Raw genomic sequence first — 24,790 nt, 5'->3', positions numbered from 1 at the left:
TTTAAAATTTGGAATTTGGAGTTTGGTTTTTGGAATTTGGTTTTTAGAATCAGTAAATCTCATAAATCAAACCAGAAATAGTGTATAACAGTTGAGCTTTAATTAACCGAAATTTACAGTATTAAATAACGATTAAAATATCAATACAATGGAAAAGAAAGATTTTCAATTTAAAACAAACCTTAATTGCGGTGGATGTGTAGCGAAAGTGCAATCAGATCTGGATCAGGCAGCAGGTATATGCGAATGGAATGTAGACACTACGACTAACGATAAAATACTGACTGTTCAATCGGAGGGTGCTACCGAAGAAGAAATAATTGCTATTATAAAATCAAAAGGTTTTAAAGCAGAACCTTTAATAGCATAATATCTAAAGCTTTTGTTTAATTATAAAAAAGGGCAGTCCGAATCATTTTTGGACTGCCCTTTTTGCATGCTCATTGGAAAATAAAGCTATTTTTCGGAGGCTACTTTTTCATTTCCTTACCGGCTTGAAGAAAACTTTGGTAATTCTCTTCCGATTCAAAGTAAGCCACATTTCCCTGTTTGTTCAACGAAACAATATAAGCCGTTGCTTTATCGACTTTTGCTCCGGTATGCGGATCAACTGCTTTGCGGACACTTTCGTCACTCGGAATGCGTTCGACACACATATTGCAGCAACCGTAGTATATTTTGCCGTCAAACGGAACTTCCATTTGTTTTTTACCCATATGAAGATCATTGACCATACAGACTTCATCGCTAGGCACGGGATTTCCTTTTGCAACAACAGCTACGTCTTTTGCGGTTACTTCCTGTTGGTCAGAAACCCCATTTTCTTTTTTGTTTTCCTGATCCTTACACGAAATCATTACGATTGCCATTGCAGTAATAAGGAAATAGTTGCCAATTGTTTTCATCGTTTTATTTTTTAATTTTTGTTCCTTCTATTATTTCTTCAGTCGCTTTCATTAAAATTGCATCACCCTCGTTTAGTTCGCCAAATACTTCAAGCTGATCCGGTAAGACACGTCCTTTGGCTACAGGTATATTTTTAGTTTTTCCTGCTATAACCTGAATGACATACATGCCCATATTGCTCTCCACCAGGGCTGTTTTAGGCACAAAAAATGTAGCTTCCTTAGCTTGTAACGAAAGCATGGCTTCTACCACCATTAAAGGTTTTAGTTCGGGCTGAGTTTTCAGAAGATCGGCTTCTATGCGTTCCGAACGTAGTTTGAAATCCAGTACTCCTGATTTACGCGAAATTTTAGCCATGTATTTTTTCTGAGGAAGCGACGTTACTTTAAAATGTATCGAATCTCCTAAGTTTAAATAAGGTGTATTGGCCTCCGGAATGGAGAGCGAAACACGTAGTTTTTTATTGTCCTGAAGCACCAATAAAGGTTTGTCAGATCCTTTTCCCATTGGACCCACATAAGAGCCCGGATCTACATTTCTTTCGGCAACGATTCCGTTGAAAGGCGCCCGAATGACCAAATAATCATTCATAACCTGTATTTCCTGATAGGCGGATTTTGCAGCCTCTAGTTGCGACTGATCGGATAGTTTTCTGGCGGTAATCTGGTCTAAGGCATCTTTGGCGATAGCTCCTTTAGTTTCATTGGCCTTAAACATTCGGTCGTAATTGGATTTGGTTGCAATGTATATGGCTTCCTGTGCTTTCCATTTGGATTTTGCAGCGGCCAGTTGCGCTTGTATTTCAGGGGCTTCCAAAACCATGATGATCTGTCCGCTAGTGACGGGAGAGCCAATGTCGACATAGAGTTTTTTTACATAGCTGTTTACTTTTGCATAAATAGCAGTTTCCTTGTCGGAGACCAGTTCTCCGGCAAGTTTTAAAGGAACTAAAGGATTGCTTTTTTTCAGCGATACCGTTTCAAAATTCTGCATCATCATCATGGGCATTGCTGCCGGTTTCTCTTCTTTTTTATTTTCTGAATTGCAGGATGCAAATACAATTCCGATAAGGATATAATAGACTAATTTCATGGTTTATTTTTCTAACGTTATATAATGAATACTGTTTTCGTCTTCAGGATCTAGTGAAGGTGATTTGGTTGAGGTTTTGTTTTGGATCCATACAAAAACCAAGGGTAATAGGATTAATACACTAAACGAAGAAGCGATTAATCCGCCAATTACAGCTCTTCCTAATGGCGCTACCTGATCACCGCCTTCTCCATGTCCGATCGCCATTGGAAGCATACCGGCGATCATTGCTAATGTGGTCATAATGATCGGACGTATACGCAAGGCAGCCGCCTGAACTGCCGAACTAAGTGCATCGCCATTTTGCAAACGCAGCGACTCGGCATTACTAATCAGTAAAACGGCATTGGCAATAGAAACGCCTACAGACATAATAATTCCCATATAAGATTGTAAATTCAGCGTAGAGCCTGTGAGTTTCATTAAAATCAAAGAACCCAGAATTACAAAAGGCACGGTCGTTAAGATGACTAAGGATACTTTAAAGGATTGGAAATTGGCCGTTAACATTAAGAAAATAACGATCACTGCAATCAATAATCCTGTGGCCAGACTGTTCATGGTTTCTTCTAAGACAGGAACCATTCCCGACACCTGAACATTAACACCTTTAGGCAATTCGCCAAGCGAATCTATAGCAGCCTGTACGTCTTTTTGTGCTCTTCCTAAATCGGCATTATGAATGTTTGCTGTAACGGGTGTGTAACCCATGGTGCCCAGATTGTAACTTTCACCAACTACCTTAGTTGGGGTGATCGTTGCAACATCGCCCAAAACAGGCCGATCTGAATTCTTTCCTAACGGGACATTCATTAACTCATCCTTACTGTTTAGAATGTTTTGAGGGGTTTGCACCTGAACATCGTAAGCAATTCCCATCATTCCGCCTACCCACATGTTTTTACTGGTGTAGCGGGAAGAAGCTGTTATCGGTATTAAAGAACGAGCGATATCCTGAGCGTCGATCCCCAGTTGTGCAGCTCTTACCCGGTCAATATTGATCTCGAATGCCGGATAATTTAAGGATTGCGGAATTTGCTGATCTCTTAAATAATCAATTTCTTTTAGTTTAGCCAAAAGCTTGTTGGCATACATCACATTCATCTTTTTCATCATACCGGAGAAACGAACCTCAATAGGCGTATTGGTTCCCTGGCTCAGAATCTTTTCTGTAAGTTCGATAGGTTCGAAGGAAAAATGCAATTCCGGCATTTTTTCTTTCATATGCTTACGGATCGTTTCTTTCAGTTCATTGGTATTTCCGTAAAAATCTTTCAGAGCAATTTGCATTAAAGCTTCATGCGGACCAGCATTGTACAAATAAATTGGACTTACCGCAAAAGAGGAGGGGTGCTGACCAATAAATACCGATGATATCGCAATATGATCCTTGCCAATAATAGATTCCAGTTCGCGTAAAACCTGTTTTATTTTTAGTTCTGTTTTCTCTATACGAGTTCCTTCGGGAGCTTTAATACGCACCTGAAACTGACTTGAATTTACGGTAGGCAATACATCTTTCCCGGTACTGTTGTACATTAAAAAGGCGCCTATTGCCACTACAACAAAACTTACGATTAAGATAGGCCCGCGTTTGCCCATTATCGATTGTAAAAATTGTACAAAACGATTTTTGAACCTGTCGAATCTATCTTCTGTAGGTTCGTGGTTTTCCTTGTTTTTCATTAACCAGTTGGCCATCACAGGAACAAAGGTTTGCGATAGTACAAAGGACAATAACATCGAGAATCCGATGGCCAGTGCCAGAGGCATAAATAACGATCCCGGTATGCCCGTCATCATAAAGGCAGGTGCAAAAACGGCAAGAATACACAACAGAATTAAAAGTTTGGGAAATGCGATTTCCCTACAGGCATCTAAGATCGCTTTGGCCTTCGTTTTACCCATGGCAAAATGCTGGTGGATATTTTCGATGGTAACGGTACTCTCGTCAACCAAAATTCCAATAGCCAATGCCAGTCCTGACAACGACATGATATTGATACTTTGTCCAAATAATTTAAGGAATAATACGCCTGAAATAATAGAGATCGGAATGGTAAGCACCACAATTAAAGCAGCTCTGCGGTCGCGTAAAAATAAAAGCACCATTAATCCGGTTAACATCGCTCCTAAAACACCTTCGACAATTAAGCTTTTTACAGCATTGATTACATATAGAGACTGATCAAATTCGTATGAAATGGTAACATCGTCCGGTAAATTATTCTGAATGGCGGGAATCGCCTTTTTAAGGTTTTTTACCACATCCCAGGTCGAGGCATTACCCGATTTTGCAATGTTAATGTAAACTGATCGGGTACCGTTAATAAGAGCATAACCTGTTGTAATATCGGCTCCGTCTTTTATAGTGGCCACATCGCGGATATAGATATTATCGACCCCGTTTTTAAAAATTGGAATATTTTCAAAATCGGCTACCTCCTTTATCGTATTGTTGGTAGGAGTCAGATAATTAATATCGTCAACATATATATTACCGGAAGGCGATGTAATATTGTTTCGGCTAATCGATTCAACAATCTGTTCAGGCGTTAGCTGATGCGTGCGTAGTTTATTCGGATCGATATTGATTTCGATCGTTCTTGGACTTCCTCCAAAAGGCGGAGCAGTTGTTAATCCCGGAATTTTAATCAAAAACGGACATGCGGTAAAATTGGCGATATCCTGTAACTCGTTGTTTGTTTTTGATTTACTTTTAAACACCAGCTGACCAACTGGCTGGGAGGAAGCATCAAAACGAATAATAAACGGAGGCGGGGCTCCTGGAGGTAAAAATACCTGCGAACGGTTAGAGAGCGCATTGATTTCGGCAATGGCCTGACCCATATCGGTACCTTCATAAAAGTTAATTTTCATTAAGGTAAGTCCCTGCGTATTTTTCGTTTCAATGCTTTCGATACCATTGGTAAACAGCATCATGTTTACATACATTTTTGTAAAGTAACCTTCCATTTGCTGAGGTGTATATCCATTAAAAGAATGGGCTATGTACACCACAGGAAGATTCATATCAGGTAAGATGTCGACCTTTATTTCTTTAGAAGCTTTAATCCCGAAGAACAAAAGCCCCAGCACCATCACCATAACAGAGATGGGCTTGCGCAAGGCAAAACGTATTAGATTCATAATTTCGGGTTTATTGTATCGCGTTTAGTAAAATGTTTAAATCGCCTGTAGCGGCAGCTTCAATCCATAAGGCCTGCCAAATGTTGTTCTGGGCAATTTCGTACTCAATTTCAGCCCTGTTGAGGGTGTAAAAGGACTGGGTTAAATCGACAATTGTAGTAAGACCATTATGGTACAAAGCGGTATGCTGACGGTAAGCATCTGTAGCAGCGGTTACCTGTATCTTTGTTTCTTCAAAATTTTCGTAGGCATTTTTCAGTTTATCCCCGGCAAGTTTTTGCTGGGCGATAAGCTCCTGATTCATGTACTCGTATTCGTTTCGAAGCGATTGGGTAAGCAGCTTTTGTTCGCGCTTTTTAGAGGACTGACGGTAAATATTGGTCAGGTTCCAGCTTAAATTGACTCCAACAATATAATTGCTGCGATCTATCCCGACACCATTACCATAGGATTGGGAGTAAGCGGTATTGTCCTGTACATAATTCCAGTCAAACCCCGAGCCACGACCCTGCAGGACTCCAAATGCCGAAATATTTGGTAAAGCGAGTGCGCTTTGTAGTTTTTCCTGTTGCTCACTTTTCAGGATATCACTGCTTCGCCATTCCAGTAAGGGATGTTTACTTGTTTCTACAGAGATCTCTGAAAGAAGGATCGGTGTTTTAGTAGTGAACACACTATCGAGTTTATAGATCTGATATTCTTCACCCAGCATTACGGCGAGTGATTTTGAATGATCCAGTTCCATATCATACGCCTTTATTACAGCCGATTTTGCATTAGCAACTTCGGCCTTTGCCAAAGAATAATCTACTTCAGGTATCAGACCGCTTTCTGCGCGGCTTTTTGTAGTGGTTTCTACCACTTGGGCACGCTCCAGGTTTTTGTCCTGTACAAATTTAATGCGCTGGGCAGCGAGCAGGTTCAAATAGGCAGCACCCACTTTTACCTGATGTTGAAATTTTAGCTGTTCCAGATCCTTTTGCGCCACATTTTCATCGGCTTTGGCAATGGCAACCTGCGTTTTAATTTTGCCAAAAGTAAAAAGATTCCAATTGACGTTGGCAAGATACAGTGATCCAAAAGCGGCATTCCAGTTTTGATCTTGTAAAGGCATTGAGGTTGCGGCGCTGCCTAATCCGCCATAGCCGTACAAAGGACCGTTTTGTGCATTAATGGTACCATAACTTTGTTGTGCCATTACCGTAAAGTCAGGTAAGTACTGGCTTTTTTGATAAATAGTATTTTCTTTTGAAGCATTGACAATTGCTTCTTTGGCTTTTATTTTTTCAAAATTTTGAATAGAGCGTTCAAGAGCATTGGGCAATGTTACCGTTTGTGCCCAGAGATTTCCGGAAACCATACAGAACATAGCCAATGCAAAATATTGCATTTTCATAGTATGTATTTAAAAATTAAACAATAGAAATTGTATAACATTTGGGATAAATGCTACAGTTCGTTCAATTGTCTAAAATCAAATACGGTAAACGCAGTAGAAAATATACAGAGGGGTATTCCGTATCGGAATAAATGTAGAGAATGCATATTCAGTTTTACTCACCTTAGGCGAATAAGAGCCAAATACTACTTCGTAAAAATGAAAAGGAAGCGCAATCGCAATAAACTTAGGAACCAGATCAGCGGGAGCTGTTTGGTGTACCTTTTCGGTAGCTTTATGAAATTGTGCCTTATGTTTACAGCAATCTTTGCTTTTTTGCTGTTTTTTCGCAACGCATTTTGGGCAAACTTTTCCAACCGGAATATCACCAAACAGATTGGTTTCCTGTTGCACCCCTTTACAAAAATGAGTTATCGTGGTAAAGCCTGACGACAATACCAGATAAAAAACCGAAAGAAGTAGTATGAGTGCTTTTTTCATAATCAGTTGCAAAGGTGGCGTGATTATGTCACAAAACTGTTGTAAAATTTTGGCTGAATTTTGCAAAATTTATAAATCTTTCGGTCGATCAGGAGCTTTTGGGTTGGCTGCGGGAATAGGAATTATAAACTTTAGAATGTTTTAGAATTTCTTTATTAAGCAAAATAACCGGTGCTGGTTTATTCTATTTTTTTTAATTCGTTTCTTGCGTCATTTTTAAACTTCTTAAATGCCTTTTGACTTACTTTCGACTTTGATTTCATTTGGTTAAAGGCACTATCAATTTTTTCGGGGGAAAAATATTGATCAACCAAAACATTATATTCTTCTATAAATTCAGCGTACTTCTCTTTCGATTTTTTTAAGAAAGCGGTTTTATACTCTTCCGTATTTTTTCCTTTTGATTCATGGCCTGTAAAGGGATCCAGTATTTTCGATTTCCATACCAAATTCCACGGAGCCGTAAAAAGAAATGGATTTTTGGTACGTCCAAATATATGAGTAACCTGATAATTACTTATTTTTTTACTTACCTCATTATCCTTTTTTATTGTTTTAGAAAAACTGGTAATTTTTTGTAGTAATTGTGTTGGTTTTGCATTGTTGGTTGAATCCTTTGTTATTTCTTTATTTCCTAATAAGATTTCATATAATTCTTTGTATAAATCGGTAGCATGTGCATTCCTTCCGTAACCGCGAATATAAACCTGTTCACCATGGGTAACTGAATCAATTAGATCTTTCCATTGGGTTTTAATTTTATCAGATTCCGGATAAATAGTGTCAATTTCAACTCCAAATTTTATGATGTCTTCGAATTTGATATTAAAATGTTCAAAAAAAAGGGTATAGGAATCTCTCATTTTGTACTTAAATTAATTTCGTTTTTTGATTGCTTTCAGCTTTTTGATTTCTTGATTTTGCAGTTTTATTTGTTTGTTTTGTTCAATTACATATAAGGTCAATTCTTCAATTTTCTGTAACAATTTCATTTGAAATTCTTTCATATTGACTCCATTTTCAATCATTTCTTTTTCTGATGCTATTTCAGGAAGATGTTGTTTAGTGGTTACAAACTTTTCGAGGTCGTTTAAATTCATTAATTTATAATCTTTTTTGAACACAAAATCACAACCTGAAAATAATTCGACTTTAATTTCTTTAGCTCGAATTGTTCCACAAACATCAAGTTTATAAGCTGGTGTTATAGTTCCAATTCCAGTATTACCGTTATTGCCGTCAATCACAAAATAAGTTCCATTTTGATTTTTGATCGAGAATTGATGATGATCATAATTCTCTACTCCCGATGTTAGTTTCCAGATTTTGGCTCTTGAATTAGGATGAGTTAAAGTAATACCATCTCCGGCATCATTTGCATTGACATATAATTTTGAAGTTGGATTAGTAGTGCCAATTCCTAGGGAACCAATTGGATTAATCCGCATGGCTTCACTTCCGTTAACGCTAAATTTAAGAGTACGGATACCATTTCCAAGGTAGCTATTATGCTCAAGCAAAATTGAAGCGGATTCACCATTATAATCATAAAATTTATATCCACTTGTGAATTTTTCAGTTGTTGAGGTTCTGCGATCTTGAACCGCAATATTACCCCCCATTTCTCCAATTGTAAATTTTTCTACAGGTGAAATAATCCCAACTCCGGCATAACCCGTTCCAATTCCTACGTTTGATGTAGTCCAAACAGGATTTGTACCGTTCCATTGGGCGTTCATCTTCACACATGAACTAATTATAATCAAGCTTAGTAAAATTTTTTTTTTCATTTTCATTTATTTTAAATTGTTTATATTTTAAGCATCATCTTGGTACAATATTCCACTACATATTTATGCTAATTATGATTGGATACAGTCAAATTAGACCAGTTGGTTTTAGACCACTGCTTAGTTTTTTTTCGGCGAATATAGGAAATATCTTTACTTATTGAGGGGGTAATTTTCTATGATTTTCGAATTGACTTTCTTAATTTCTGTACTCCAAAATATCTCCAGGCTGACATTCTAATACTTTGCAAATGGCTTCCAGCGTACTGAACCTAATGGCCTTTGCTTTTCCGGTTTTTAATATGGATAGGTTCGATAAAGTTAAATCTACTTTTTCGGAAAGTTCGTTTAATGACATTTTTCGTTTTGCCATCATCACATCCAGGTTTACGATAATTGCCATAGCTTATATTGTTAGTTCGTTTTCTTCTTGTAATTCGATTCCTTTTTTGAAGATATAAGTTACAACAAGCAATATGACACCCATAAATAACCAAACATCTGCACCGGCAATTTGTAATTGTTGAATGTCTTGTAGTTTCAGACCACTATTAGACAAATTGTTTACGAGTTCTATTCCCCATGAAGAAAATAAGCCAATTCCAAAGGATAGATAAGCCAGAGTCAGTATAAAATCCTTGAATAAGCTGTTGAATGGCGCTGCAATGTTTAACTTTTTGTTCAGGAAAACTTTTATAATACAATAAAACAATATTGCTTTTAACGTTGCAACAATAATGATAACACTGCTAAGGGTGATGTACTGACTCTGATTGAAGCGGTACAGGTCCGTTAAATCAACTGATTTCCAGAATTTAGCGGCATCATCAGGATTCAGGGTTAGCGTTGCGATTGTTTTTGTCAGTATTCCAACTGCTTCGATACACAATCCAACAAAAATAATCCATGAAAGCACGTGTAATACTTTCAGTATGGTTTGGGTACTAATTTTAATTTCCATAGTATTTGGTTTAAAAATTCTATGTAATATTAATAAATATTTATTGATAAACAATAAATTTATACTGAAAAATAATCAATTTCAAGAAAAATATTTCTAAAGTCCAGTAAAATCAATGCTTTTGAAATAAAGAAAATCCCCAACTATTTTAAAGTTGAGGATGTAGTATGTATAAAAGACTTCTTTTAATAATGTTTCCTATATTTCATCGATCAGATTATTTCTCTTTTATACCAAAAGCCAATAACCACAAACAAATTCCAATTTCTCCAATTGTGGCCGGCATGCTGATGTATTTTGAAATTCCGAGGCTTGAATAATCTGAAAGCAAAGTATTGCCTAAAAAGTTGATCAGATATCCAAAACATCCCATCATCAATAAAATACCGAAAAATTTAGGCAAAAAACCAGATTTGTAGACCAAGTAGCCAAAAGGGAATAGCCAAAGTCCCGAGAAGATGTGTACCATTCGCATACCGTTATCGTATTGATTAAGATATAGCATAACCTGTAATTTGGTTTGCTCTAATGATAAACCAAGATTAGTATCTGTTATGAGAGAAAGCACATTGAATTGATTCTGAGCATTCAAAAAGTAAACGGGTACACTTAAAATGGCTAAGATCGCCATTGTTTTGGCATAGCCTTTATTGACCGGTTCGAACAGTTTGTACAATCGCAGCACTAAGAAAAAGAAGAAGAGATAACAGGATAATCCGGCTACAATTCCAAATCTAAAAAGCGATTCAGCTGCTTTGATATTGTCGTAAGTTGCGGTTAAATTATCCCATACAATAAGTTTGGAAGGTACATATGCCAAACTGAATATTCCTGTCAGGACTACTGCTAAGTAGAGTAGGCCTGTAATTCGGGCTGCTTTTTTTGGTGTTGTCATTTTGTTTTGGGTTTAAAATAAGACGTCAATAAATTGATTCTGTTACACTTTCTGACTTTGTTCGATCAAATAACTCCTATAAAGTCTTCGTTTCCTCTCAATAAAATATTGATTTATCTGGGTACAGTTTGTATTTTTGCCCTTATGAATGATAATTTTACAAATGAATATTTTGGGATAGGGATTCAAAATGGTAAAACACCTGAGAATTTGGGTGTTTTGTGGCGATCCGCTCAAAATTTGGGTGCTACTTTTATATTTACGATCGGAAATCGATATGCCAAGCAAGCCTGCGACACACATGATGCGGTTAAAGCAATTCCTTATTTCCATTATGATACCTTTGAAGCTTTTCTTGAAAACTTACCAAAAGGAGCAAGATTGGTTGGAGTTGAGCTAAACGAAAATGCTTCTGATCTGGAAACCTATGAACATCCAAGACGCTGTGTCTATTTATTGGGAGCAGAAGATCATGGTCTGTCCAAAAAAGTAATGGAGAAGTGCCATCATTTAGTAAAATTTAAATCGGTTAAGAGTTTAAATGTGGCTGTCGCCGGAACTATTATTATGTACGACAGAAACTTACCGAAACCACGCTCTTAACACCATTAAAAGTGGTCTGCTGCCTTTAGCGGTTTTGTTAAGGGTCTTTGCTAAGAGCCAAAAGTGATCAGTATCAGTTTAAAATTTTACCCTTTTTAAAATAATAAAGTATGAAAATACTAAAACCAATCTTTGTTGTACTTCTTCTGACGTTTTTAAGCAAGGCTTACAGCCAAAAAATATCTGTAGAAAAAGACATTCAAATCATTCCGAAACCAAAGCAATTGGTCCTTAAACAAGGGAGTTTTCAGTTTTCTGCAACGACTAAATTTGTGGTAAGCGGCGACGCTCAAAAGGAAATTGCTACGGTTTTAATAAACAAATTTCAAACTGCAGCAGGATTTCGTCCTGAAATTTCAAGTGCCCTTCCAAAAAGAAATTATGTTCAGTTTAAAGTCGATCCCACTTTAAAGAACGAAGCTTACGTATTGGAGGTAAATAAAGAAAACGTAACCATTACGGCAAAAGGAAATGCAGGTTTTATTTACGGTTTAGAAAGCATCCGACAATTACTTCCTGAAAGTATTGAAAGTAAAAACGTGATAACAGCTGCAAAATGGGAGATTCCGAATCTTACCATTACAGACGAACCTCGTTTTCAATGGCGAGGATTGATGTTGGATTTGTCACGTCATTTTTTTGATAAAAATTACATCATTGAGACTATCGATCGGTTGGCAATGCTAAAAATGAATGTTTTGCATTTGCATTTGGTTGACGATCAGGGTTGGAGAATTGAAATAAAAAAATATCCAAAACTTACCGAAGTTGGAGCCTGGAGAGTCGATCAGGAAAATGCAGCCTGGAATGCAAGACTGGTTACCAATCCGGATGAAAAAGGAACTTACGGTGGTTTTTTGACTCAGGAAGAACTAAAAGAAATTGTAAAATATGCAGCTGCAAAAAATATAGAAATTATTCCCGAAATCGAGATGCCGGCGCATGTGAGTTCGGCTATAGCGGCTTATCCTGAATTGGCTTGTTTTAATCAGAGAATTGGAGTTCCGTCAGGTGGATTATGGCCTATTACGGATATTTATTGTGCCGGAAAAGAGACTACTTTTGAATTTTTGCAGGATGTAATAGATGAAGTCATTGTCATTTTTCCTTCGAAATACATTCATATTGGCGGCGACGAAGCAACTAAAACCAATTGGGACAAATGTCCGAATTGTCAAAAAAGAATGACAGATAACGGATTGAAAGACGCCCATGAATTGCAAAGCTATTTTGTGAAAAGAATAGAGAAATACATCAATTCTAAAGGCAAAAAATTAATCGGCTGGGACGAAATACTGGAAGGCGGTTTGGCTCCCGAAGCTACTGTGATGAGTTGGAGAGGTACAAAAGGAGGGACAGAAGCAGCAAGACAGGGGCATGACGTCATCATGTCGCCGGAATCTCCTTGTTATTTTAATTTTTATCAGGGACCTCAAAACGTAGAACCGCTAGCTTTTGATGCCTATAATCCATTGAATAAGGTTTATGAATTTGATCCCGTTGTGGCTACCATGACGCCACAGGAAGCCAATCATGTTCTGGGCGGACAAGCAAATTTATGGGCTGAATTTATCACAAATCCAAAAGCTTCGGAGTATATGATTTTTCCGAGACTGGCTGCTTTGTCTGAGGTTTTATGGAGTTCAAAAGAAAATCGCAATTGGAATAATTTTACTTCCCGATTGCCTTCTTTGTTGAAACGATACGATTTTTTAGGGATCAATTATGCCAAAAGCGCTTATTTGGTTACGGCTTCGGCTGTGGCTGATTTGCGCCAAAAAGTGATTCAGGTTACCCTTAAAAATGAATTTCCAAATTCGGACATTCGTTATGTTCTGGGGGACAAAAACATAGAACATCAGGCCATACAATATACAAATCCGATTCCGTTTAATCAAACAACAGTGTTAAAAGCGGCTTTGTTTCAGGACAATAAACCGGTTGGGAGAATATTTACAGATACGATCGTATTTCATAAGGGGTTTGGTCATAAGGTGAGTTATTTAACGCCTTATAGTGAAAGTTATAAAGGAGATGGTCCTTTTGGAATGGTAAATGCAATCAGAGGATCTAAAAATTTCCATGATGGTCAATGGCAGGCATGGCTGGTCAATGATATGGAAATTGTAATCGATCTTGAAAAAGTACAAAGTATCGAAAAGGTAGCAATTGGAACTTTAGAAAGTCAGGGTGCCGGGATTTATTTCCCAACACAATTAAAAGTTTTAGTATCAAAGGACAGCATTAACTATAAAGAAGTAGGGAAAATAAAACGTCCGTTTGCGGTGAACGTGAATTCAGAGTTGAAAGATTTTAAAATCAATTTTGTACAACAAGAGGTCCGATTTGTAAAAGTAATTGTATCCAACTTGAAAAAGGCTCCAACAGGAGGAAGCTCATGGCTGTTTGTTGATGAGATTTTGGTGGATTAAACCGTTTTTTTTGAATTACAGAAAAATGATTGCTGATTTTTGATTTCAGTTGTTTCACAAACATGAAAGAAATTTACTATATTTATATTGTATGGTAAAAGATTAGAACGATAAAGAAACTACATTTCGAAAAACACGTAAAACTACGTGTACAACTTTGGTTTTAATCATTTTAATTTACTGTTATCTAGTATGATAAAACAGTTTTGTATGGAAAATGAAAAGCAATTTAACGGTCTGGATACTTTTGACCATATCGTGGTACTGATGCTCGAAAATCGTTCTTTCGATAATTTATTAGGCTATCTCTATGAGCCGAATGAAGTGCCGGATGGGAAATCTTTTGAAGGACTTTACAATCCGGAAGTAGACTATGCGAATCCTATTCCCGGCAGGGCTACAAGTCCGTCAGGTGAAACGAGTATTTCTCCTTCACGTGCAGCCGATTATTGGACACCTTATCCGGATCCGGGTGAAGAATATCCCCATGTTAATACACAACTTTTTGATACCATTAATCCTGATTGCAATGTAGGTGTTCTCGATCATGATATGGTCAAACCATACAACTTACCTAATTCTGCACAGGAACCCACCATGAATGGCTTTGTTAACGATTATGAAAGTAATCTGATGTCGACCTATGGTATTGCAAAGCCCTCGTTCGACGATTATAAGGTAATTATGGAGTGCTTTCAGCCGGATCAGATTCCTGCGATGGCTACTTTGGCAAAACAATTTGCAGTTTTTGATCATTGGTATTGTTCAGTGCCGAGTCAAACTTATTGTAATAGGGCGTTCTGGCATGCCGCCAGTTCGGGAGGTAAAGTGATTAATCCGATTGGTGAGGATGGGAACGGTTTTCCGGGGCTTGATGGTGATCTAAAAGGAATGGATTCGTGGGTCGAAGAAGTATGGTCGTTGCCTACTATTTTTGACCGCATGTATGATAAGGATGTTTCCTGGAAAATCTATTCGCCTATAGCACCACTGAGCCTGACCTATGTTGTCAACGGGCATGAGAGAGGGCTGGACCATACACATGGATATGATGATTTTCTTGATGATCTTAGAAAGGGGGATTTACCGCAATATTCATTTGTAGAACCTCAATTTCTTCATAAGCACAACGATCAGCATCCGTCGGCTGTAAAACATAATTTAGGAACCGGAACAGTAAAATTAGGAGATGAACTGATCCGCGAAGTATATAACGCTATCAAAGACAGTCCGCTAAGAGACCAAATACTTTTTATCATTACGCACGATGAACATGGCGGTTGTTTTGATCATGTGATCCCGCCTGCTACAGTACCGCCTGTTGCCGATATGATAGGAGAGTGCGATTTTACTTTTGACCGTCTGGGAGTTCGTGTTCCGATGATAATGGTATCGTCTTATATTCAGCCCAATACCATAATCAACGGGCAGTTCGAGCATACTTCCTTTATCAAAACGGCCTGTCAGAAATGGGACCTGGATGCGTTGACCGAAAGGGATAGCGATCCTGAAGTTTTACCGTTTACAGAAGTCTTTTCCGATCAGAAAAGAACGGATTGGCCTGATATTCCCTTCCATATCGATTTAAAAGAGTTGCTTCCTGAGCCCGATACCAGCAAGGATCCGTTAAACGGCTTACAAAAGACCATGTTAACCAGTTTGCTGCATATTGAGAAGATGAAAGGTCTTGGCAATACTCAAAGAGAAGACATACAAACCATAGGTGATATGATGGAGTTTATCAAAAGATTCCAATAATATCAGCTGGAAAAAGTAGTACCTACATTGAGAAGAGTTAGTATTGAAAGGGGAGTGTCTCTGACTTCGTGTTCATAGTTTAATTAGAAAGATATAATTAAAAATCCCGTTTAAAGTGTTCTTGAATGACACTTTAAACGGGATTTTATTGTTTGCGATCTTTTGTGAAAGTTACTTCTGCTTATTTAGGTCGTCGTACAATTTATCCACTACTTTTTCCAAGATTTCTCCGGTTTCATTAAAGCTCGTATTGGTCAATATAGATATCCCTATATTTTGTTTAGGATAAATGACAAACCAATTTTGCATTCCGTAGATACCTCCGTGATGTCTGTAAATTAATTCATTGCCATTTTCTAATATGTACCAATGGTAGCCTTCCCAAAAATCAGAACCTTCTTTATATAATTTTTTATGAGATTCATTTACGATAAGATTTGACTCGTCAAGTTGCAATTTCATGTATTTTACTAAATCTGTAGTAGTAGAATGCAATCCTGAAATTCCTCCCCATAAAGTTCGATTGAAGTTTGGCATTAACTCATTTTTATCATTGTACCCTTTTACTAATCTTAGTCTGTCATTATCATTTAGTGTAAATTTGGTTTGGTTCATTTTATTTGGTTTCAAAACAAATTCATTTACCAATTCCTCATAAGGCTTTTGATACACTTTTTCAAGTATATAGGCAGTTAACTCTGGAGCCGTGTTGGAATAAGAGTATGTTTCTCGGGTATCGTTTCGATTTTGATTAATTTCAATCCTTCTAAAAAAGCCGTTTTATTTTCACTTTTTGGGGGAAAATTTGGAAACCCGCTTGTATGCGTGAGCAAATGTTTAATTTTTATAGGTTCGCCTTTAAACTCTAAATTGGGATAAGGTTCGTTAAGATAGATTCTGACATCATCATCTAAATTTATTTTTTTATCAAGTACGGCTTTTGCGGCTACATAACCTGTAAAAGTTTTAGTTACAGAAGCTATTTCATAAAGTGTAGAATCGTTTGGTTTGTTTCCTTTTCCAATAGATAATTCTCCAAAATATTTTATTGTCGATTCTCCATCTTTGAGCACTGCTACTGAAACAGAATGAAATCTTTTGTCCTCTAATAACTGATTGACATTTTTTGTAATCGCATTTTCAATATTTTGTTTATCGCTTTGCTGTTTACTTTTGCAGCCAATTAAGGCAAAAATCAAGAAGGGCATTAAATGTTTTAGGCTCATAATTTTTAGTTTAATCGCTGAAAACTTACCTTATGCGAGCTATAAAAAAAGGTTAAATAAAATGCTGTTTTATTTAACCTTTTTTAACTCATTAAGTTTTCTCGAGAGTAATAATTTTTGCTAAGATATTGAAAAAAATGATTTTTAACATTACGGGAAAGCGTAAATGGCAAAGAAATAATTCAGCTGTGTTTTTTTAACGGAAAAGTGTAAATACGATTGCTTCCGAAAATGGAAATATTACCAGTTAAATCTTGTGTAGTCATTTATTTGTCAATACAGAAATTAGCAAAAATATTCCCCAGCTGGTCCGGGTAGTTCCACTAGAAATCAAAAACAAAAGCTATGAGATTTTGCACAGCTGGAGTGTTTGTGTAGGAGACTCATGGTTTTATCTAAAAAAAGATATTTCTGTTGGTTAGCATGGTAAAAACAATACTACGCTTTAACAGTTTTGGAATAGAATCAATTAGTTACTTTCGTTGGCAATTACTTTATTTGCGACAGAATTGCTCGGCGAATAATTAAATTTTACAATGTTATATTCATAGTTAAATTTGTCTAATTCACCACACTCACAGTCTATTTCTTCAAATTGATCTTTGGTCGTTGTGGTGGCAGTAACATAAGTAAAGGTGGTCACGGTTGTTCCTGTTATTTCAACATAACCTACAACGCAAGTTAAAAGGCCAATAGTTTTAGCTGTTGTGACTTTTGCATCTGCTTGTATAATTTTCATATATCGTAATAGATTGGATTCCATGTATTTTAGTTTGTCATTTGAAATCCCTAGTACATCTTCAAAGAATTGTAAATTCACGGCAGAGGGGGTACCACAATACAATTTTGTGCTGGGGTATGCTGATGTTTCTCCCATCCCATTTATAGTGTTCATAGCGCGTTGCATTTCGGGGCCGTCTACCAGATACAATCCTCCAACAAAAGGTGTTGTATTGTAGGTTTTTTTTAGAGCGACTCTTATATCAACGAATAATGCAAGTGCATTTTTAAAAGCTTCCAAAAGTGCTGTTTCTACTTTGTTATCTGCATCCTTTGGTAGTAATGCCAGTAATAAATTTTCATTACAGGTGTGCAGCCACGCCTGATCCAGAGCAGGCGTAATGCAATATGGTATAGATTTGTTCATGGGGTGTGTTTTTTTGTTGTGTATAAAATTGTAGTTTAAAAAACGTGTTCGAAAACTGTTTTTTCTATTACGGATAAAACAAATTTGGTCATTTTATGCACTCTTTTTCATTGAATAGAGTAAGTATTCATTTCAAAGGAATGCATAAACTGACACAAATTAGTTACTTTTTACGAAATGTTTGAGTTTCGAAAAAGTGTTGTTGTTGAACTAAGATGGTTCTATGTAGGAATAACCAACTTTTGTATAGTCTACATTATAAGAAAATTTAGTTGAATCGCTAGAGCATTTATGCTTGATCAGTACAGCAGCAGAAGAAGCTTTTGAAACTGCATATACAACAGACGTTGTAGGTATGTTCAGACCAGGTACTAAAGACAGTAACGTAATAGTTGTACCAAGGTTTTGAGCTGTTGTGTTACCCGCAGCTGCAGCCTGAGTCGCCGCCATCGCTCTATTAAGATAGTCCCGCATTGGGTTTACTGAACCGCCCACACCTGATAGGATATCGTTAAACAACTGCTCATTTGCTTGCTGTATAGTACCATTACCAATTAATGTTCTTTGGACTACATTAGTTTGTGACATTCCTCTTATAGAATTCAAAGCTTTCACCATAGCAGGTTGATCTAGTGTATAAAGACCATCCACCACTTGTTGTCCTGAAGTTGCCAGTACAGCATCTTTTATTTTGTTAGGAACTTGTAAGGCTCTTAAGAAGGCATTTCCCATTATTCGGTTTTGCTCCTCGGACCAGATGTCTAGTTTATAATAAAAGATGTAATCATTTCCTTCCGTATGTATCCATGTGCCATCATTAGTAACGCCACGTGTTTCAAGTATAACATAATCATGTTTCTCAAAATTGTCAATAATAGTGCTCATTGTTTATTTGTTTTTGGGGTTGTAATCATTGCTACAAGAATTTATAACTACCTGTAACAACTAACCTTAGACCACCAGACTTTCTGATGCTTCTAAAGTATTTGTCCTACTCATAAGGCTTTTCAGTTTCCGCCCCTGTAATAAAAACCTTTACAGGAAGGTTTGTTTAAATTGGTGCTGCAGCATTGTTTTTTTTCTACTAGTAAACGAATTAAGCAAGACCATAAATCCGTATTTTTTATGTTACTTTTTAGAATATCGTATTCTAAATTACGCTTGGTATTGTAAAAATTAGCTTACTGATAGTTTTTGCTTTTGTAATATTACTCTGCAAAATTACTTTATTACAAAATTATGAGATAGCGTATAAATACTTGATTTTAAATAAATTAGCATTTTTTTTGTTTGCAGGGCTAACCAACAGCTTACAATACACATATATTTAGTCAAAACAGTAATGCTTCATGTAATATTCTGCTAAGGCTAAAAGGCAAAAATGAGCCATGCTACAACTCGCTGATAGCGTTATAGGATTGCCTGAAAATTAGGGTAAAAGTGACTATCGTATTGTGGTAGAAAAGATCAATTGATTCCGGTTTAAAGTGACTACTTCAATAAGTTGTGTTTAAAAAGAATATCTTACGATGGAATAGAGAAGAATTGTTTAGTGTTGTTTTGCTACGTTATTTTCAGATGCAATATCTAACTTCTCTTTGTTTACAGAAGGGTAAGAGTGGTAAGGAGTACAAAAGATGTAGTTGTTTAGTATAAAAAGAAGTTTTTGATAGGAGTAAAAATAATTTATGCTTTCTTTTAATTATCGACTAATTCTTAGTGAGCTTTGAGAAGTATTAAAAACAGATAAGATAGTAATGTCAATATCGCCAATCAAATAGATTATTTTGTAACTCCATTTTGGAACAAAACGAATGTTTTCATCATTAAAATAGGGTTCTATTGGATGCTTAAAAGGCATATTTGAAATATTTTCGGCAGTTGAAACTAATTCAGTAATGACGTTTTCTGCATTTTGAGGACTGTTTAAGAAAATATAATCATAAATCTCTTGTAGCTCTTGTTTTGCTCTAGATTCCCAAACGATCATCTTTTAATAATATGATTTAATACTTCTTCAGAAGTAAACGTTTTAGCAGTTCCATCTTTTACATCATCAATACGATTTTGTATGTTTTCTTTATATTCAGAAACAGAAAAAGCTTTACCATTTGGAGTATATCCAGCTATTATTTCATCTTCATTTTTTGTTTCAAACATCATTCCCATTTCTTTTGCTAAATTTTTCAAAAGAGATAACTGTGCTTTGTTCTTAGGATGTAATATTATGGCTTCCATTATTTTCAATTTTTCTCAAAGTTAATTATTATTAATCTTGCAAAGATAAATTACACTAATTATTTATACAGTATATTTTTAAATTAAGCTTCATTTTTTTAGATGGGATAGAGGTAAAACCAACAGGGAAATGGTAAAAAAATATTTATGAAAAGCCCGAAAAAGATTTGATCTAAAAGTTAGAACATAAAAAAAACTACCGAAGCAGGATTTAAAATATAGTAACTTAAAGTTTACCTTATAATCATAATTGCTAAAGTAATAAACAAGCTAACAAAACATTTATAGTCTAATTAAAAAAATATATAATTAAAGAATCCCTTTTAAAATGCTATGGGATAACATTTTAAAAGGGATTCTTTGTTTTGTAATCTTTTATGAAAGCTACTTCCCGATACAGAAATTAGCAAAAATATTCCCTAGTAACTCATCATTGGAAACCTGACCCGTGATAAGACCAAATTGGTATAAAGCTTCGCGAATATCGAGTGCAATCAGGTCACTGGAAAGATTAGTTTCCAAACCAAATTTTACTTTCTGAATTTCATCTAATGCTTTAAGTAAAGAATCGTAATGTCTTGTATTCGTTACTATCGTTTCATTGTTTCGGAGGGCTCCGGTATTGACAAAAGAAAGTAATTCATTTTTTAAATCATCAACACCAATTTTCTCTTTAGCTGAAATCAATAATAATTTTGCGTTTAAATTTTCAAGTTTATTGGTGATGTTTGCAACTTCATCAGCAGACAATATATCTTTTTTATTGACAACAATTAGCAGAGGTTTTAACGGGTATTTATTTTTGATTTGTTCAATTTCAGAAACAAACTCAGAGCTTGAAATCTGAAACTTGAAACCGTCGAATAAATAAATCACAACCTGCGCCTGGTCGATTTTCTCAAATGTTTTTTTGATTCCGATGCTTTCTACAACGTCTTTGGTTTCACGAATCCCGGCTGTATCAATAAACCTAAAACCAATTCCGCCAATCACTAATTCATCTTCGATGGTGTCGCGTGTGGTTCCGGCAATGTCAGAAACAATGGCACGCTCTTCGTTTAACAAAGCATTCAGCAAAGTAGATTTCCCCACATTAGGCTCTCCCACAATAGCAACCGGAATACCGTTTTTAATTACATTTCCAACAGCAAACGAATCAATCAGACGTTTTAAAACAAATTCAATTCGGTTTAATAACTCATGAAATTGCGTACGGTCTGCAAATTCTACGTCTTCTTCGGCAAAATCCAGTTCCAGTTCAATTAGAGAAGCAAAATTTAAAAGTTCTTCACGGAGTTTGGCAATCTCATTACTAAAGCCACCGCGCATTTGCTGCATGGCGATTTGGTGCGAAGCTTCGTTATCTGATGAAATCAAGTCGGCAACAGCCTCTGCCTGCGACAAATCAAGTTTTCCGTTTAGAAAAGCTCTAAGCGTAAATTCTCCCGGATCGGCCATTCGGCATCCTTTTCTTAACAGCAGCTGAATAATTTGCTGTTGGATATAAGTAGAGCCGTGACACGAAATTTCAATCGTATTCTCGCCTGTATAAGAATTAGGTCCTTTAAAAACAGAAACCAATACTTCATCGAGCGTTTTAGAACCATCAACAATATGCCCTAAATGTAAAGTATGTGTTTTTTGAGTGGTTAAGTCCTTGTTTTTTATGGATTTAAAAACCGAATTTCCGATCGTTATAGCGTCAGAACCTGAAATACGTATGATAGCAATAGCTCCAGCCCCTGATGGGGTAGCCAATGCAACTATAGAATCTTGATTTATCATGTTGCAAAGGTATAAAAAAAGGCACAAAATTACGAACTGAAAGCAGACTTGAAAATGGGGTTTTGAGTTTTTTAAAATGTCGATTTTTAATAAATTGTCAAATGTTAAAATACTGATAATTATCAGTTTGTTTTGAGCCTAGAATGATTAAATTTGAGAAACAAACCTTTAATCTCAAACAAAATGAAAAAGATATTATTTCCAACAGATTTTTCTGAAGCGGCAACAAATGCTTTTGTTCACGCCTTAGAATTTGCTAAAATTGTAAATGCCGAGCTTGTTTTGTTACATACTTTTGAGATTCCGGTTTACGACAGTCAGTTTTTCCCCGAAAATTACGCTTCGATCTACAGTTCGATCGAATTGGCAAAATTTGAAATGTTTAAAGACGAAATTCCAAAACTCAGAGCCATTGCTGCCGAGCGAAAACTGGATTCAATTGTGATCAAACACCGCTTGATGGATGGAGATTTAATTTACAATCTGAAAAATGCGGTAGAAGAGGACCATATCGATTTTGTAATCATGGGAACTTCAGGAGTTTCGGACTGGACGAAATTTTTTCTCGGATCAAACACCAGCTCTGTAATTTCAGAGGTTAAAGTTCCTGTTTTATGTGTTCCGGCAGCTGCGAAATTTAAAAAAATAAAAACAATTGGTTTTACGACCCGTTACCGTGAAAAAGACAAAGCCGAGCTTCGTAAAGTTTTGGCAATTGCAAAGAAAACAAATGCGAAGGTAAAAAGTTTGTATGTCAGAGCGTCTAATACAGATGTTTCTGATGCCACAATTAAAGAGTGGGATAAAGAATTTGCGAATGAAAATGTAGAATTTTTGGTTCTGCCAAGTGACGAAGTAAAAGAAACCATTCTTGATTTTGTACTTTACAAAGATCTGGATGTTTTAACGGTTATTACACATAAAAGATCTTTCTTCGAAAGCATTTTTGAATCCAGTTTCTCAAAAAAGATAGCCAAAGAAGTTTCGATACCTGTTTTGGTCATGCACGAGACCTAAAATCTATTAGAAAATTACTGCGGGAATGTAAGTGTAAAACCTATATTTGTGTTTCATTAAATTAGAAGAATGGAAGCATATCAGAATAAAGTTGAGCACTATACAGGACGTTTTAATAAAATCAACAAAAAATACAATAGCATTAGTATACTGCGTCTTTTAAGCGTATTTCTATGTTTGTTCTTATTGTTTTATTACATCAAAACCAACGAAATACTTTATGCAGTTTTTGCTTTTCTGTCTTTTGTTGGTTTTCTTTTTTTAATGCGAATTCACTCTGCTCTGTCTTTTCAGAGAGAACTTACTAAAGCAATTTTGAAACTAAATCAAAATGAAATTGCGTATTTAAAAAGAGAAAAAATCCCTTTTGAGAACGGAGTAGAATTCAATGATTTTAGTCATCCTTATGCTTACGATCTGGATATTTTTGGAGATCATTCGCTGTTTCAAAATTTAAACCGAACGGCAACTTATATTGGTAAAAAAACATTGGCAGATCAATTATTGAAGCTGTCTCCGAATGAAACGATTCTCGAAAATCAGGAAGCGATCAATGAATTAAAAACAAAAATCGATTGGCGTCAGGATTTCATGGCTTTAGCGATGATTAGTTATGACACAAAAGAATCTTACCAATCTTTAGTTCATTGGAATTCATTTAAAAATAATATTTTACCTAAAGTATTAATTGCGATATCGGTTATTTTTCCAAGCTTGTTTTTGGGCATTTTGGCAGCCTATTTTATTACCTCAAAAACAATTTTACTATCTTATCTGAGCTATATTTTTATTGCCAATATGATTGTTTTGGGGAGTTCTTTTAAACGGATTCAGTCGGAGATTGCCAAAGCGGATAATGTGGACAAAATTATCAAACAGTATAGTTTATTGGTTCAGAAAATTGAAACTGAATCTTTTCAGTCTAAACGATTAATCGATTTGCAGCAGCAGCTTATTTTTAGAAATGCAACCGCAAGTAAACACCTGAAAGATCTTTCCGAGTTGTTTTCGAGAATGGATACCATTAACAATTTTGTAACTGCTACTGTCTTTAATGGAATGTTTTTGTTCAATTTGCACGTTTTGAAAGCACTTTTAAAATGGAAACAAAACTATTCGGCTGAACTTGAAAAATGGATTGCTATTATTGGTGAATTTGAAACGTTGAATAGTTTAGCGAATTTGGCTTACAACAATCCGGACTTTGTTTTCCCGGAGATCAACTCAGACTATAAAATTGGGTTTTCAAATCTGGGCCATCCTTTGCTAAATCCGGAAACGAGAGTAGGGAATGATACTCATTTTTACCCTGAATCTTTTATGATTCTAACAGGTTCTAATATGTCGGGAAAAAGTACTTTTTTGAGAAGCTTGGGAATCAATATGGTTTTAGGTGGAATTGGTTCAGTTGTTTGTGCTTCAAAAGCGGAGCTGCATCCACTTCCAGTATTAGTTTCAATGCGATTGTCTGATTCGTTAGCAGATAGCGAATCCTACTTTTTTGCCGAAATTAAGCGTTTAAAACAAATTATGGATGCGCTGGAAGAACGCCCTGCTTTTGTTTTACTGGATGAAATTTTAAGAGGAACAAACTCCGATGATAAACGAAACGGAACGATCGAAGTCGTTAAAAAAATAATTGCAAGGAAAGCAATTGGGGCGATTGCAACACACGATATTGAGGTTTGTTTGACAACAAATGAATATCCTGATGTTTTAACCAACCAGTGTTTTGAAGTCGAAATTAAAAACAACGATCTTCATTTTGATTACAAACTTCGAAGCGGAATTTGTAAAAATAAGAGCGCCACTTTCCTGATGCAAAAAATGGGAGTTATTTAGGAGATTTTAGATTGTTGATATTTGTTTTTTACCAGTAAAATTGTTGATGCAATCAACAAATAATATATT

23 protein-coding genes are annotated in these 24,790 nt (G+C 36.0%); 6 read left to right on the top strand and 17 right to left on the bottom strand.

The annotated features are described in order from the left end of the window. The first annotated feature begins 148 nt into the window (after window positions 1–148). Window positions 149–370 (top strand): heavy-metal-associated domain-containing protein, encoded by a 222-nt coding sequence (locus tag OLM61_RS19115; protein ID WP_264524182.1) that lies wholly within the window; start codon window positions 149–151, stop codon window positions 368–370. Between the two features lie 100 nt (window positions 371–470). Here the strand turns inward: OLM61_RS19115 and OLM61_RS19110 are convergent, their stop codons facing one another. The 10 genes from OLM61_RS19110 to OLM61_RS19065 all read right to left on the bottom strand — a co-directional run bounded on the left by OLM61_RS19110 (window position 471) and on the right by OLM61_RS19065 (window position 10,673). After that, window positions 471–905: a hypothetical protein gene (locus tag OLM61_RS19110; RefSeq protein ID WP_264524181.1), complete on the bottom strand. Its 435-nt coding sequence runs from the start codon at window positions 903–905 to the stop codon at window positions 471–473. A gap of 4 nt (window positions 906–909) precedes the next feature. Next, window positions 910–1,998 (bottom strand): efflux RND transporter periplasmic adaptor subunit, encoded by a 1,089-nt coding sequence (locus OLM61_RS19105; RefSeq protein WP_264524180.1) that lies wholly within the window; start codon window positions 1,996–1,998, stop codon window positions 910–912. Window positions 1,999–2,001: 3 nt separating this feature from the next. Further along, window positions 2,002–5,148 (bottom strand): efflux RND transporter permease subunit, encoded by a 3,147-nt coding sequence (locus tag OLM61_RS19100; protein WP_264524179.1) that lies wholly within the window; start codon window positions 5,146–5,148, stop codon window positions 2,002–2,004. Between the two features lie 10 nt (window positions 5,149–5,158). After that, on the bottom strand, window positions 5,159–6,544 hold the full coding sequence (locus tag OLM61_RS19095; RefSeq protein ID WP_264524178.1) for a TolC family protein: 1,386 nt from the start codon (window positions 6,542–6,544) through the stop codon (window positions 5,159–5,161). 78 nt (window positions 6,545–6,622) lie between these two features. Beyond that, the gene (locus OLM61_RS19090) at window positions 6,623–7,027 is read right to left on the bottom strand and encodes an HYC_CC_PP family protein (protein ID WP_264524177.1); all 405 of its coding nucleotides are present in this window, start codon (window positions 7,025–7,027) and stop codon (window positions 6,623–6,625) included. 179 nt (window positions 7,028–7,206) lie between these two features. Next, window positions 7,207–7,890: a hypothetical protein gene (locus tag OLM61_RS19085; RefSeq protein ID WP_264524176.1), complete on the bottom strand. Its 684-nt coding sequence runs from the start codon at window positions 7,888–7,890 to the stop codon at window positions 7,207–7,209. A 12-nt stretch (window positions 7,891–7,902) separates the two neighbouring features. Continuing rightward, window positions 7,903–8,817 (bottom strand): hypothetical protein, encoded by a 915-nt coding sequence (locus OLM61_RS19080; RefSeq protein WP_264524175.1) that lies wholly within the window; start codon window positions 8,815–8,817, stop codon window positions 7,903–7,905. Between the two features lie 199 nt (window positions 8,818–9,016). Continuing rightward, complete coding sequence (locus OLM61_RS19075) at window positions 9,017–9,220, bottom strand: helix-turn-helix domain-containing protein (protein WP_264524174.1); 204 nt, start codon at window positions 9,218–9,220, stop codon at window positions 9,017–9,019. A 3-nt stretch (window positions 9,221–9,223) separates the two neighbouring features. Beyond that, window positions 9,224–9,778 carry a DUF2975 domain-containing protein gene (locus OLM61_RS19070; RefSeq protein WP_264524173.1) on the bottom strand — a complete coding sequence of 185 codons (555 nt, stop codon included), beginning with the start codon at window positions 9,776–9,778 and terminating at the stop codon, window positions 9,224–9,226. Between the two features lie 217 nt (window positions 9,779–9,995). Next, window positions 9,996–10,673: a DUF4386 domain-containing protein gene (locus OLM61_RS19065; protein ID WP_264524172.1), complete on the bottom strand. Its 678-nt coding sequence runs from the start codon at window positions 10,671–10,673 to the stop codon at window positions 9,996–9,998. 144 nt (window positions 10,674–10,817) lie between these two features. Here OLM61_RS19065 and OLM61_RS19060 point away from each other — a divergent pair, with 144 nt between their 5' ends. From OLM61_RS19060 to OLM61_RS19050, 3 genes are all read left to right on the top strand, one after another. After that, window positions 10,818–11,276, top strand: coding sequence for an RNA methyltransferase (locus tag OLM61_RS19060; protein ID WP_017496800.1), 459 nt, complete (start codon window positions 10,818–10,820; stop codon window positions 11,274–11,276). Between the two features lie 110 nt (window positions 11,277–11,386). Then, window positions 11,387–13,708 carry a beta-N-acetylhexosaminidase gene (locus OLM61_RS19055; protein ID WP_264524171.1) on the top strand — a complete coding sequence of 774 codons (2,322 nt, stop codon included), beginning with the start codon at window positions 11,387–11,389 and terminating at the stop codon, window positions 13,706–13,708. Between the two features lie 210 nt (window positions 13,709–13,918). Next, window positions 13,919–15,466 carry an alkaline phosphatase family protein gene (locus OLM61_RS19050; protein ID WP_264524170.1) on the top strand — a complete coding sequence of 516 codons (1,548 nt, stop codon included), beginning with the start codon at window positions 13,919–13,921 and terminating at the stop codon, window positions 15,464–15,466. 171 nt (window positions 15,467–15,637) lie between these two features. Here OLM61_RS19050 and OLM61_RS19045 read toward each other — a convergent pair whose 3' ends face one another. From OLM61_RS19045 to mnmE, 7 genes are all read right to left on the bottom strand, one after another. Beyond that, the gene (locus OLM61_RS19045; protein ID WP_413614380.1) at window positions 15,638–16,150 is read right to left on the bottom strand and encodes a serine hydrolase domain-containing protein; all 513 of its coding nucleotides are present in this window, start codon (window positions 16,148–16,150) and stop codon (window positions 15,638–15,640) included. An 8-nt stretch (window positions 16,151–16,158) separates the two neighbouring features. Further along, a complete protein-coding gene (locus OLM61_RS19040) occupies window positions 16,159–16,692 on the bottom strand; it encodes a serine hydrolase domain-containing protein (RefSeq protein WP_264524169.1) in 534 nt (177 codons plus the stop codon). 469 nt (window positions 16,693–17,161) lie between these two features. After that, window positions 17,162–17,839 (bottom strand): hypothetical protein, encoded by a 678-nt coding sequence (locus OLM61_RS19035; protein ID WP_264524168.1) that lies wholly within the window; start codon window positions 17,837–17,839, stop codon window positions 17,162–17,164. A gap of 210 nt (window positions 17,840–18,049) precedes the next feature. Next, entirely contained in the window at window positions 18,050–18,724 is a 675-nt protein-coding gene (locus tag OLM61_RS19030; RefSeq protein WP_264524167.1) for a hypothetical protein, read from the bottom strand. An 817-nt stretch (window positions 18,725–19,541) separates the two neighbouring features. After that, window positions 19,542–19,829, bottom strand: coding sequence for a type II toxin-antitoxin system RelE/ParE family toxin (locus OLM61_RS19025; RefSeq protein WP_264524166.1), 288 nt, complete (start codon window positions 19,827–19,829; stop codon window positions 19,542–19,544). Then, complete coding sequence (locus OLM61_RS19020) at window positions 19,826–20,077, bottom strand: DUF2683 family protein (protein ID WP_264524165.1); 252 nt, start codon at window positions 20,075–20,077, stop codon at window positions 19,826–19,828. Before OLM61_RS19020 ends, OLM61_RS19025 begins: the two co-directional genes overlap by 4 nt. Before the next feature lie 384 nt (window positions 20,078–20,461). Beyond that, window positions 20,462–21,862: a tRNA uridine-5-carboxymethylaminomethyl(34) synthesis GTPase MnmE gene (gene mnmE / locus OLM61_RS19015; RefSeq protein ID WP_264524164.1), complete on the bottom strand. Its 1,401-nt coding sequence runs from the start codon at window positions 21,860–21,862 to the stop codon at window positions 20,462–20,464. Window positions 21,863–22,045: 183 nt separating this feature from the next. Here mnmE and OLM61_RS19010 point away from each other — a divergent pair, with 183 nt between their 5' ends. Together OLM61_RS19010 and OLM61_RS19005 are read left to right on the top strand one after the other, a co-directional pair. Then, complete coding sequence (locus tag OLM61_RS19010) at window positions 22,046–22,879, top strand: universal stress protein (protein ID WP_264524163.1); 834 nt, start codon at window positions 22,046–22,048, stop codon at window positions 22,877–22,879. Between the two features lie 69 nt (window positions 22,880–22,948). Further along, window positions 22,949–24,721, top strand: a complete 1,773-nt coding sequence (locus OLM61_RS19005; protein WP_264524162.1) for a MutS-related protein — start codon at window positions 22,949–22,951, stop codon at window positions 24,719–24,721. The last annotated feature ends 69 nt before the right edge of the window (window positions 24,722–24,790 follow it).

The sequence above is a fragment of the Flavobacterium sp. N502536 genome (assembly GCF_025947345.1).
Classification (GTDB): domain Bacteria; phylum Bacteroidota; class Bacteroidia; order Flavobacteriales; family Flavobacteriaceae; genus Flavobacterium.
The sequence above is the reverse complement of the archived record's forward strand: the minus strand, read 5'-3'. Positions and strand labels throughout refer to the sequence as shown.